10 protein-coding genes are annotated in these 11,702 nt (G+C 73.2%); 6 read left to right on the forward strand and 4 right to left on the reverse strand.

What is annotated here, in order from left to right:
* The first annotated feature begins 4 nt into the window (after window positions 1-4).
* Complete coding sequence (locus ACFTZC_RS24060; RefSeq protein WP_382892913.1) at window positions 5-1,387, forward strand: cation:dicarboxylate symporter family transporter; 1,383 nt, start codon at window positions 5-7, stop codon at window positions 1,385-1,387.
* A 131-nt stretch (window positions 1,388-1,518) separates the two neighbouring features.
* Here the strand turns inward: ACFTZC_RS24060 and ACFTZC_RS24065 are convergent, their stop codons facing one another.
* On the reverse strand, window positions 1,519-3,177 hold the full coding sequence (locus tag ACFTZC_RS24065) for an FAD-dependent monooxygenase (RefSeq protein ID WP_382892915.1): 1,659 nt from the start codon (window positions 3,175-3,177) through the stop codon (window positions 1,519-1,521).
* A gap of 56 nt (window positions 3,178-3,233) precedes the next feature.
* Here ACFTZC_RS24065 and ACFTZC_RS24070 point away from each other — a divergent pair, with 56 nt between their 5' ends.
* The gene (locus tag ACFTZC_RS24070; RefSeq protein ID WP_382892917.1) at window positions 3,234-3,866 is read left to right on the forward strand and encodes a TetR/AcrR family transcriptional regulator C-terminal domain-containing protein; all 633 of its coding nucleotides are present in this window, start codon (window positions 3,234-3,236) and stop codon (window positions 3,864-3,866) included.
* Between the two features lie 62 nt (window positions 3,867-3,928).
* On the opposite strand, the gene ACFTZC_RS24075 is transcribed toward ACFTZC_RS24070, so the two are convergent.
* Window positions 3,929-5,140 carry a cytochrome P450 gene (locus ACFTZC_RS24075; protein ID WP_382892954.1) on the reverse strand — a complete coding sequence of 404 codons (1,212 nt, stop codon included), beginning with the start codon at window positions 5,138-5,140 and terminating at the stop codon, window positions 3,929-3,931.
* Window positions 5,141-5,357: 217 nt separating this feature from the next.
* Between ACFTZC_RS24075 and ACFTZC_RS24080 the strand changes: the two genes are divergently transcribed.
* Window positions 5,358-6,446: an NAD(P)/FAD-dependent oxidoreductase gene (locus tag ACFTZC_RS24080; RefSeq protein WP_382892919.1), complete on the forward strand. Its 1,089-nt coding sequence runs from the start codon at window positions 5,358-5,360 to the stop codon at window positions 6,444-6,446.
* Window positions 6,443-7,081 carry an SAM-dependent methyltransferase gene (locus ACFTZC_RS24085; protein ID WP_382892920.1) on the forward strand — a complete coding sequence of 213 codons (639 nt, stop codon included), beginning with the start codon at window positions 6,443-6,445 and terminating at the stop codon, window positions 7,079-7,081. The genes ACFTZC_RS24080 and ACFTZC_RS24085 overlap by 4 nt, the downstream gene beginning before the upstream one ends.
* 90 nt (window positions 7,082-7,171) lie before the next feature.
* On the opposite strand, the gene ACFTZC_RS24090 is transcribed toward ACFTZC_RS24085, so the two are convergent.
* The gene (locus ACFTZC_RS24090; protein ID WP_382892923.1) at window positions 7,172-8,350 is read right to left on the reverse strand and encodes a Cmx/CmrA family chloramphenicol efflux MFS transporter; all 1,179 of its coding nucleotides are present in this window, start codon (window positions 8,348-8,350) and stop codon (window positions 7,172-7,174) included.
* Window positions 8,351-8,658: 308 nt separating this feature from the next.
* Between ACFTZC_RS24090 and ACFTZC_RS24095 the strand changes: the two genes are divergently transcribed.
* Window positions 8,659-9,705, forward strand: coding sequence for an alcohol dehydrogenase catalytic domain-containing protein (locus tag ACFTZC_RS24095; protein ID WP_382892956.1), 1,047 nt, complete (start codon window positions 8,659-8,661; stop codon window positions 9,703-9,705).
* Between the two features lie 16 nt (window positions 9,706-9,721).
* Here ACFTZC_RS24095 and ACFTZC_RS24100 read toward each other — a convergent pair whose 3' ends face one another.
* A complete protein-coding gene (locus ACFTZC_RS24100) occupies window positions 9,722-10,294 on the reverse strand; it encodes a TetR family transcriptional regulator (RefSeq protein WP_382892926.1) in 573 nt (190 codons plus the stop codon).
* A 222-nt stretch (window positions 10,295-10,516) separates the two neighbouring features.
* Between ACFTZC_RS24100 and ACFTZC_RS24105 the strand changes: the two genes are divergently transcribed.
* Window positions 10,517-11,551, forward strand: coding sequence for an NAD(P)-dependent alcohol dehydrogenase (locus ACFTZC_RS24105; RefSeq protein ID WP_382892928.1), 1,035 nt, complete (start codon window positions 10,517-10,519; stop codon window positions 11,549-11,551).
* The last annotated feature ends 151 nt before the right edge of the window (window positions 11,552-11,702 follow it).

Raw genomic sequence — 11,702 nt, forward strand, 5'->3', positions numbered from 1 at the left:
ACCCGTGGCCGCAGCAAAGCGGGACCGTACCCACTATCTGTACATAGCGGTGATCGCAGCCGTACTGCTCGGTATCGCGGTGGGCTTCGCGGCTCCCGGGGTGGCCGTGGAGCTGAAGCCACTCGGAACCGGCTTCGTCAACCTCATCAAGATGATGATCTCGCCGGTCATCTTCTGCACCATCGTGCTCGGGGTCGGATCGGTCAGGAAGGCCGCCAAGGTCGGCGCGGTCGGCGGGCTCGCCCTCGGCTACTTCATGCTGATGTCGACCGCCGCGCTCGCCATCGGCCTGATCGTCGGCAACATCCTGCAGCCCGGTGCGGGCCTGCACATCACGGAGGCCAACAAGGGCGCGGGCGCCGCCCAGGCCGAGGGCGCCAGCGAGTCCACGGTGGACTTCCTCCTCGGGATCATCCCGAAGACGATGGTCTCGTCCTTCACGGAGGGCTCCGTCCTCCAGACCCTGCTGATCGCCCTGCTCGCGGGCTTCGCGATCCAGGCGATGGGCAAGTCGGGCGAGCCGATCCTGCGGGGCATCGGGCACATCCAGCGCCTGGTCTTCCGGATCCTCGCCATGATCATGTGGGCCGCGCCGGTCGGTGCCTTCGGCGCCATCGCCGCCGTGGTCGGCGAGACGGGCCTGGACGCCCTGAAGTCGCTCGCGATGATCATGATCGGCTTCTACGTCACCTGCGCGCTCTTCGTCTTCCTGGTCCTCGGCGCGCTGCTGCGCCTGGTCGCGGGCATGAACATCTTCTCGCTGCTGAAGTACCTGGGCCGCGAGTTCCTGCTGATCCTCTCCACCTCCTCCTCCGAGTCGGCGCTGCCGCGCCTCATCGCGAAGATGGAGCACCTGGGTGTCAGCAAGCCCGTCGTCGGTATCACCGTGCCGACCGGCTACTCCTTCAACCTCGACGGCACCGCCATCTACCTGACGATGTCCTCGCTCTTCATCGCCGAGGCGATGGGCGACCCGCTGTCGATCGGGGAGCAGGTCTCGCTCCTGCTCTTCATGATCATCGCGTCGAAGGGCGCGGCGGGCGTCACCGGAGCGGGTCTGGCGACGCTGGCCGGCGGGCTCCAGTCGCACCGCCCCGAGCTGGTCGACGGTGTCGGCCTGATCGTCGGCATCGACCGCTTCATGAGCGAGGCGCGCGCGATGACGAACTTCGCGGGTAACGCGGTCGCCACCGTACTGATCGGTACGTGGACGAAGGAGATCGACCAGGAGCAGGTCGCCCAGGTACTGGCGGGCAACCGGCCCTTCGACGAGAAGACCCTGGTGGACGACGGCCACGGCGGCGGCCACGACGACGCGCCGGCCGACGCCGCGCCGGAGAAGTCCGCCCCGGCGACGCCGCGCGACGGCGAGAAGGCGGGCGTCTGACCCCCGCCCGGTAGCACCACGAGGAGCCGCGAGGTACCACGGCCGGGGGCACCCCCCACGCCCCACCGACCCCCGGCCGAGCGAATGACCGGCCCGTACGGAGACGCCTTCCGTACGGGCCGGTCTGCTGTTCACCCGGTCGTGACCGGGTCGGCGTGGGCATCGGCGTCGGCCGCCCAGGCCACATGGCCGTCGGGGCGGACGAGCACGGCGCGCAGCCCGGACCAGCCGGGGTGGCCGGAGGCGAGGCGGGCGCGGTACACGGCGGCGCCGGGTGGCAGGGCGGCGCCGTACGCGGCGGCTGAGCCGGGGCCGGTGTCGGAGCTGGAGCCTGTGCCTGCGCCTGTGCCGGGGCCGGTGTCGGAGCTGGAGCCTGTGCTGGAGCTGGAGCCTGTACCGGTGACCGACCTGGTGCCCGTGTCCGTGTCCGCGAGGTCGAGCAGGACGTGTCGGCCGTCGCGCAGCAGACGGAACAGACTGGACGGGCCGGACGGGCCGGACAGTCCGTCGGCGTCCGTACGTTCCAGGTCGAGGGCGAGGTCAGGGACGCGCCGCCCGGTCAGCGGGTGTACGGCCTCGCCCGGCGCGGGCGGATAGGCCACGGCCAGCCCGGACAGCCGCTCGGCGAGATCCTTCGAGAAGGCCGGTACGGACGCGATCCGCCCGCCCAGGAACGCGCGCAGCGCCTGCCCCTCCGCCGAGAAGGCCGTCATGAGGGCGGTCTGCGCGCGCGTGCTTTCCAGCAGCTCGGCCCCGACCGGATGGCGCTCGTCGTGGTAACTGTCCAGCAGGGCCGCGGGCGCCGCGCCCCGGACGACCGCGGCCAGCTTCCACCCCAGGTTGGTGGCGTCCTGGATGCCCACGTTGAGCCCGACGCCGCCGGCCGGGAAGTGCATGTGCGCGGCGTCGCCCGCGAGCAGCACCCGGCCCGAGCGGTAGCGCGCGGCCTGCCGGGTCGCGTTGTCGAACCGCGAGAGCCAGACCGGGTCGCGCATGCCGAAGTCCCGCCCGGTGATCCGCGTGACCTTGGCGCGCAGCTCCGCCAGGGTCGGCGCCCCGGCCGGCCCGGTCCCGACGTCCTCCGGGGTGATGCCGACGAAGCGGTACAGGCCACCGGGGAGCCGAACGGCGAGCAGGGCGCCCCGGGGGCCCGACACGCTCAGCGCGGGCTCGGCGGGCGGGTCGTCGACCACGACGTCGCCGAGCCACGCCCGGACGGTCGCGTCGGTGCCGGGGAAGCCGATGCCCGCGGATTCGCGCACCGCGCTGCGGGTTCCGTCGCAGCCGACGACGTACGCCGCCTCCAGGACGTAGGGACCGTCGGGCCCCTCGACCCGCACGGTCACCGAGCGGCCGGTCCCGTCTCCTGCGCCCGCGTCTGCGTCCGCGTCCGCGTCCGCGTTCGTCTCCTGGGAGAGCCCTGTCACCCGGTGCCCGCGCAGGATCCGCGCTCCGGCCGCCCGTGCGTGCGCCTCCAGCAGTTCCTCCGTACGGGTCTGGGGGAGGGCGAGGGTGAACGGGAACGGCGTGTCCAGCACCGCGAAGTCCATCAGCTCCCTCAGCCCGGCGAAGTGCCCGCGGGGGATCCGTAAGCCCTCCGCGAGAAACGGCTCCGCCGCCCCGCGGAAGGCCAGGTTCTCGATGGTGCGTGGATGGACGGTGAGCGCCCTGGAGTGCGGACCCCTGGCCGCCCGCGCCTCCAGGACGGTGACGGACACGCCGCCGAGCCGCAACTCGGCCGCCAGCCAGAGCCCGACCGGGCCCCCGCCGACGACGATGACCTGTTCCATGTTCCATTGCCTCCTTGGTCACTGACCAATGTCTCTTGGGTGAGTAGACTTGGTCAGTGACCAAAAAGCAAACGGGCCGTCCCTGCGGGACCCCGCTCGACCGCGCCGCCGTGGCGCGCGCGGCGCTGGATCTGCTGGCGGAGCGGGGCGCGGACGCCGTGTCGGTGCGCGCCGTCGCCGACCGGCTGGGCGTCCGGATGAACACCGTGCTCTGGCACGTCAAGACCAAGGCGGGGCTGCTGGAGCTGATGGCCGACGCGATCGTCCGCGGGATGTCCCTGGACGGGCTGCCGGAAGCCTGGGACGACCAGGCCCGCGAGCTGGCCGTCCGCTACCGCCGCGCGCTGCTCGCGCACCGCGACGGGGCCGCGATCGTGGCGGGGACGTACGCGGCCGAGCCCGCGACGCTGAGCTGCGCGGAGGCACTGGTCGAGGCTCTGCGCGCGGGCGGGCTCACGGAGCGCGACGCGGCGTGGGCCTGCTTCACCCTCGTCTACTACGTGCTCGGGCTGACGCAGGAGGAGCAGGCGGCGGCGGACGCGCCCGCCGCCGGTCTCACGCGGGCGCTCGCCACCGGCGCGTACCCGGAGCTGAGCCGGTCGGCGGCCCACCTGGCCGACACGACGTTCGACGAACGCTTCGACTACGGGCTGGAGTTGATCCTGCGTTCCCTCAGGGAGCGCGGGTAGCCCGGCCCCCCCCCGGCGTCCGCTGCCCCTAGGCCCCCGGGCGTCCGCCGCTCCGGGGGCCGCTACCAGGCCACCGGCAGCGCGTGCGGGAAGCGCCGGATGGTGTCCGTGTCCCAGGTCAGATCCTCGGCCGGCACGGCCAGCCGCAGCTCCGGGAAGCGCGCCAGCAGCCCGCCGAACGCCGCCTCCAGCTCCGCCGTCGCGAGAGGGGCGGCGATACACCGGTGGCCGCCCCAGCCGAACGTCATGTGCGGGGTCGCCGGGCGGTCCGGGTCGATGACGTCCGGCTCCGCGAACCGCTGCGGATCGCGGTTCGCCGTCAGGTACGAGACATGGACGAAGTCGCCCGCCCGGATCGTCACCCCGCCCAGCTCCACATCCTCCAGCGCGACGCGCGGAATGCCGACCCCCTTGCGGAACGGGATGTAGCGCAGCAACTCGTCCAGCAGCCGGGACAGACTCTCCGCGCCGCCGCGCGCCCGCTCCATCAGCTCGGGGCGGGTGAGTAGCAGGAAGGCGATGTCGCTGATCTGGCAGGTCGCCGTGTCATGGCCGCTCAGCATCAGGGTGAGCGACATGACCGCCAGATCCTGGTCGTCGAAGACGTCCTCGCCCTCCTTCGCGGCGGCCAGTGTGCTGATCAGGTCGTCCCCCGGGGCGCGCCGCCGCTCGGCGACCAGACCGCCGAAGTACGCGCGCAGCTCCTTCTTGGCGGTGGCGGCGGCCTGCCGCGCCTCCGGAGCCGTCGACAGCAGCTGATGGGCGTAACGCTGCATGGCCGGCCGGTCGGCCGGCGCGATGCCGAGCAGGGCGCAGATGGTCTCCTGCGGAAGCCGGTCCGACAGATGGCCCACCAGGTCGGCGGGCGGACCCTGCTCTGCCATCGCGTCGAGCAGCTCGGCCACGACGCCCTCGACGGCGGGCCGCATCCGGTCCACATGCCCCTTGGTGAACGCCTGCGAGGCGAGTCGGCGCAACCGGGTGGAGTGCGGCGGGTCCAGCACATTGATCGACTCGGCGGAGACGATCGGCTCCGGGGTCATCCGCGGGTAGTCGTGCTCCATGATGCCCGCGCGGCTGAACCGCTGGTCGGTCGTCACCCGCCGTACCCCGTCGAAGTCGGTGACGAGCCAGGCGTCGTCGTCGCCGTACGGCAGCCGGATCCGGGTGACGGGCCCCCGGCTCATCAGCTCCGCGAGCGAGGGATCGAACTCCAGGCCCTCGCTGAAGTCGAACGGGCAGGTGGGGGTGGGGGTCGTACCGGTCTCGGTCATCACGTACTCCAGCGCGGGGTCTGTCGGTGGCATGCTCGACGGGACGGAGGATGCGGCGGAAGATCAACGAGGGATACGTACCTCCCTGTTTCGCGTATATGCCTGCTATGGGGGAAATGGCCACGGCGGCTCTCGGCAGTTTTTGCGTTATCGGCAAGAGTGTTTGCCGATAGCTCCGGTACGGGCGGACCATCTCCGGTGAACGGAGGTACTGCACATGACTGAGCCACAAGTGACTGAGCCGCAAGGACGGACGGGCAGGCCCGAACGGCCCGGGCAGGCGCGACGGTACGAGGTCGTGGTCATCGGCGGCGGCGCCGCGGGCCTCAGCGGCGCGCTGGCCCTGGCCCGGGCCCGCCGCTCGGTGCTGGTGATCGACTCGGGGCACCCGCGCAACGCCCCCGCGGCCCACATCCACAACTACCTGGGCCGGGAGGGGACGGACCCGGCGCGGCTGCTGGCACTGGGCCGCGAGGAGGCGACGGGGTACGGCGCCGAGATCGTGACCGGCGAGGTGGCCACGGCGGAACGCCTGCCGGCTCCGGCTCCGTCGGCCGCCACGTCGCAGGACACCCCGCCGTCCGTCGGAGGCTTCCGCGTCGTCCTCACCGACGGCACCGCGGTCGAGGCGGACCGGCTGCTGGTGACCACCGGTCTGGTGGACGAACTGCCGCCGGTGCCGGGGCTCGCCGAGCGCTGGGGGCGCGAGGTCCTGCACTGCCCGTACTGCCACGGCTGGGAGGTCCGCGACGAGCCGATCGGCATCCTGGCGACCGGCCCGGTCGCCGTGCACCAGGCGCTGATGTGGCGTCAGTGGAGCGACGACGTGACCCTGTTCACCCACACCGGGCCCGAGCCCTCCGACGAGGAGTACGAGAAGCTCGCGGCCCGGGGCATCGCCGTGGTGGAGGGCGAGGTGACGGGCGTGGAGGTGACCGCCGACCGGCTCACCGGAGTGACCCTGGCCGGCGGCCGGGTGATCCCCCGCCGCGCCCTGGTCGCCGGCCCGCGCTTCACCGCCCGCGCGGGCTTCCTCGCGGGGCTCGGCCTGGAAGCCGTCGACCAGGAGATGGCCGGACACGTGGTCGGCAGCGCCGTACCGGCCGACCCGTCCGGCGCGACCGCGGTCCCCGGGGTGTGGGTGGCGGGCAACGTCACCAACCTGGCGGAGGTCGTCATCGGAGCCGCGGCGGCGGGCGTACGCGCCGCGTCGATGATCAACGCCGACCTGATCGAAGAGGAGACGGCCCGCGCGGTCGCCGCGCGCCGGGTAACCAGCCAGGTAACCAGAGGAGTTGTCGCATGAGCGATCACCGGACCATCGCCCCGGGCGCCTCGCACGAGGAGTTCTGGGACGAGCGTTACGAGACGAGCGAGCGGATCTGGAGCGGTGAACCCAACACCGTCCTGGTCCGCGAGACCACCGGTCTGCCGCCCGGCCGCGCGCTCGACCTGGGCTGCGGCGAGGGGGCCGACGCGGTCTGGCTCGCCGAACGCGGCTGGCAGGTCACGGCCACCGACATCTCCCGCGTCGCCCTGGGCCGTGCGGCCCGGCACGCGCGGGAGGCGGGGGTGGCCGACCGGGTCGACTGCCAGTGGCACGACCTCACGGTGACGTTCCCGACGGGCGGCTTCGACCTCGTCTCGGCCCACTTCCTGCACGCGCCCACCGCGAGCTTCCCGCGCGAGCGGATCCTGCGGCCCGCCGCGGCGGCCGTGGTCCCGGGCGGCACCCTCCTGATCGTCGGCCACGCGGGCCACCACGAGCCGACGGACCTGCGACTCCCCACCACCGAGGAGGTCCTGGCCTCCCTCGAACTCCCGGAGGGCGAGTGGGAGGTGCTGCTGAGCGAGGAACACGAACGCCACCAGACCGACCGTGACGGCCGGCAGATCACCCGCACGGACAACGCCCTCAAGGTCCGCCGCCTGCCCGTCTGACGGTCCGGCGGGGCGTGCGCCGTGCCGTACCACCACGCTCGGCGGTACGGCACGGCACCCGGCACCCGGTATCCGGTATCCGGGGGACCGTCAGACGTACTCCCGGCGCGCCATGACCGTCGCCGAGGTCGCCGCCACCCCTGCCGTCGCGAGCGCCAGGACCACCAGCGCCGCGCTCACCCACACCGGCGCGCGGAACCCGTGCCCCGCCGCGAGGGCGAGCCCACCGCACCACGGCCCCGCGGCGGCCCCCACGTTGAGGGCCGCGGTCGCGAACCCGCCCGCCAGGGTCGGCGCGCCCGTCGCGGCGTACATCACCTGCGAGATCAGGGTGGAACCGACCGCGAACGACAGGGCACCCTGGACGAGGACGAGCACCGTCGCCGCCACCGGGTTCCCCGCCGTCACTGCGAGGAGCACCCAGCCGAGCGCCAGCGCGAGGCCCCCGTACACCAGCAGCGGCACGGGGCGTACGTCGGCGATCCGGCCCCCGGCGGTGACCCCGGCGAACGAGCCCACCCCGAACAGCGCCAGCACCACGGGAACCCACCCCGCGCCGAGCCCGGTCACGCTGGTGACCAGGGGCGCCAGATAGGTGAACGTGCAGAACGTCGCCCCGTTCACCAGGGCGCCCAGCCCGAGGGTCACCAGCAGCCGCGGCTCGCGCAGCGACCGCAACTCCGCCGCCGCACCGACCCCCGTACGGGCACCGACGCCCGTGCCCGCACCGGCCGGTACGGCCCGCAGGATCGCGAAGACAGCCGGCACCGACACCAGGGCCACCGCCCAGAACGCCGAACGCCACCCCCAGACCTGCCCCAGCACCGCACCCGCGGGCACGCCCACGACACACGCCATGGTCACACCCCCGAGCAGCGTCGAGGTGGCCCGGCCCTTCGCCGTACGGTCGACCATCCCGACCGCCGTCACCAGGGCCACCGCCAGAAACCCGGCATTGGCCAGCGCCCCGACGAACCGCGTGCCGAGCAGCACCGGGTAGCTGGTGGTGACCGCCCCGACGACATGGACCACGAGGAACGTCACCAGGAAGAGCAGCAGCGCGCGACGCTGCGACCAGCGCCGGCCCGCCAGCGCCATCAACGGCGCGCCGACCACCATGCCCACGGCGAACGCCGAGGTCAGGGCGCCGGCGGCCGGGATGGACACCTGTAGGTCGCGCGCGATGTCCGGCCCGAGGCCGGCGAGCATGAACTCGGACGTGCCCTGGGCGAAGACCGCCAGTCCGAGCAGATGGAGAGCAAAAGGCACAGCAGGACTCCGTCACCACATCATGGAATGCCTGGAAGGCATGGAATGAGAGGAATGCGCGGGCCCGGCGGATCCGGTGAGGTGTGAAGGTGCGGGAGTCGCGAAAACGCCTGTACGCGTGGGTACACGGAAAAGTGCCGGCACCACGGCCGGTCACCCGCGAACTCGCCACCGGACGGCCGGTGGCTAGAGTCTTGACGCCTCGGGGCTGGACATACGGGCACCTTAGACAGCGCGGGCGCGTGCCGTCCACCGGTGGTCCAATGAGCGCCCGACGTGAGACGAGACAGGAAAGGTGAGTGGTGCGCGTGCGGGCCGTGGTGTTCGAGGAGTTCGGGCGGCTGCCGGAGGTACGGGACGTACCCGACCCGGAGCCCGCCCCCGCCGGGGTGGTCGTACGGGTCGAGGCGACCGGCCTGTGCCGCAGCGACTGGCACGGCTGGATGGGCCACGACGACGGGATCACCCTGCCCCACGTACCCGGCCACGAGCTGGCCGGGCGGGTGGCGGCCGTGGGCCAGGACGTCACGAACTGGCGGGTGGGTGACCGGGTCACCGTCCCCTTCGTCTGCGCCTGCGGTACGTGCGCCGCGTGCGCCGCCGGTGACCAGCAGGTCTGCGAACGCCAGGAGCAGCCGGGGTTCACCTACCGGGGCTCGTTCGCGGAGTACGTCGCCGTGCCCCGCGCGGACACCAACCTCGTCGCCGTTCCCGACACCATGCCGTTCACCACGGCCGCCGCCCTCGGCTGCCGCTTCGCCACCGCCTACCGCGCCGTCGTCCCGCAGGGCCGCGCCCGCCCCGGCGAGTGGGTCGCGGTCCACGGCTGCGGCGGCGTCGGCCTCTCCGCCGTCATGATCGCGGTGGCCGCGGGCGCCCGCGTCGTCGCGGTCGATGTCGCCCCGGGCGCGCTGGAACTGGCCAGGAGCCTCGGCGCGGCCGTGTGCGTGGACGCCGGTACGGAGCCCGACGCCGCGGCGGCGGTACGGGCGGCCACGGGCGGCGGCGCACACCTCTCCCTCGACACGCTCGGCTCGCCGGTGACCTGCGCGGCGTCCGTCGAGAGCCTGCGGACCCGGGGCCGGCACGTCCAGGTCGGCCTGCTCGCGGCGGACCGTACGCCCGTACCGATGGCCCGCGTCGTCGCCCGCGAACTCGAACTCCTCGGCAGCCACGGCATGGCCGCCCACGCCTACCCCGAGATGATGCGCCAGATCGCCGCGGGCACGCTCCGCCCCGACCTGCTGGTGTCCACCACCATCCCGCTGGACGCGGCCCCGGCCGCCCTCGCGGCCCTGAGCGACGCCTCGACCACGGGCATGACGGTCATCACCCCGCACGGCGAGGCCGGCTGACCGACCTACGCGCCCGTCACACGAGAAAGGCCCGCGACACCACCGAGGCCAGCGCCTCCCTGCGGCGTGCGTGCTCGGCGGGGGCCGCGTCCTCCGTGGCGGCGCCGGACAGGCCGACGGACGACCAGGTCAGCGCCATGGCGATGACCAGCCCGAGCACATCCTGCGGGTCGATCGAGGCCGTGACGAAGCCGCCGCGCTGCGCCTCGCCGATCGCCCGCAGCTTGGCGGCGCTCGCCGCTGTGTCGGTCACCCGGTCGTCGGTGCTCACGCCTTCGAGCCGCGCCCACATGGCCAGCCTGACCAGCTCGGGCCGCCGCACGGAAGCGTCGTACAGGCCGACCGCGTACCCGGGGAGGTCCTCGGCCGTGAACGGCACCGCGTCGACCATGGCGTCGGCGTGCGCGCGGAAGACGGCGCCGAAGAGGGCGAGCTTGTCGCCGAAGTACGCGTAGAGCTGCGCCTTGTTGATGCCCGCCGCGGCCGAGATGCGGTCGACGCGGGCACCCGCGATGCCGTGGGCGGCGAAGTCGGCCGTGGCGGCGTCGAGGAGGCGGCGGCGGGTCGCGTCAGCTTTGGCGGGGGACATGAGCAGCGAGTTTACCGACGGGCCCCACGCGCGGAACGCGGCCGTCGGACCGGGGCCGTACGCGGGTGCTGTCGGAGGGGATCGGTAGAACTGACCCGCCTCCGCGTCCCTCCATTCCGCCTGACCGAGCGGCGCGACCAGCGCGACCAGTTGCCGTCCACGGCTGTGGACGTCTACTGTCTCAAAAAACCAACTAGTTAGTTATTTCGGAGGCGGCAACCGATGACGGTGACGGAAACGGTGCGCGCGTACGCGGTCGAACAGCCCGGCGGAACGGTGCGGGTCCACGAGTACGAACCGGCACCCCTGGGGCCCCTGGAGGTCGAGGTCGCCGTGACCCACTGCGGCATCTGCCGTACGGACGTGGACATGCTCGACGACACGCACGGCATCACCCGGTACCCCCTCGTCGCCGGGCACGAGGCCGTCGGCGTCGTCCGGGCCCTGGGCGACGCGGTCGACCGTATGAGGCTGACGGTCGGGCAGCGCGTGAGCGTCGGCGCGGTCGCGGGGTCGTGCTTCGCGTGCGAATGGTGCCTCGGCGGACGGCAGTACCTGTGCCCCGACAAGGACGACACGGTGCTCCGTGGTCTCGGGGGCGGCTTCGCCACCCGGGTCCGGGCGAGCGACTGGCGCCACGTCTATCCCCTCCCCGACGCCATCGCCTCCGAGCAGGCCGGGTCACTGCTGTGCGCCGGCGTGACGGTGTTCGCGCCGCTGCTGCGCCACGGGGTCCGCCCGACGGACCGCGTCGCGGTGGTCGGCGTGGGCGGCCTCGGCCACCTCGCGCTTCAGTTCCTCGCCAAGTGGGGCTGCCACGTGACGGCGATCTCCTCGACCCCGGACAAGGAGGCGGACGCCCGCCGCCTCGGCGCGCACGCGTTCGTCGCGGCGAGCGAAGGGCTCGACCGGGTCGCGGACTCGTTCGACTTCGTCCTCTCCACCGTCTCGGCCGACCTGCCGTGGGACGCCTACCTCGCGACGCTGCGCCCGCACGGCACCCTGTGCGTCGTCGGCGTCCCGCACGGTTCGATCAGCGTCCACCCGCTGGGCCTGCTGCCGGGCGAGAAGACGCTCGTCGGCGGCATCCCCGGCTCACCCACCGAGAACCGGCAGATGCTCGACTTCGCGGCGCGCCACGGCATCCGCCCGGAAGTCGAGGTCTTCCCCGCCGCACGCATCGACGAAGCCCTCGACCACGTCCGCCACGGCCGCGCCCGCTACCGCGCGGTGCTGGAAATGGAGTTGGAGCTGTGAGGCTTGCGGTGCGGGTTCGGGCCGAGGGGTAACTGGTTTGGGCCGGTGGTGCGTTGGTTGCCGGGGCCGGACCCAGGCTTGCGGGCCGGCTCGCCCTGCGGGGCACGCGGTCGTGGTGTGGGGTGGCCCGGCTCTCGTCAAGCGTCCGCCC

The organism is Streptomyces sp. NPDC056987 (assembly GCF_042673865.1).
Taxonomy (GTDB): domain Bacteria; phylum Actinomycetota; class Actinomycetes; order Streptomycetales; family Streptomycetaceae; genus Streptomyces.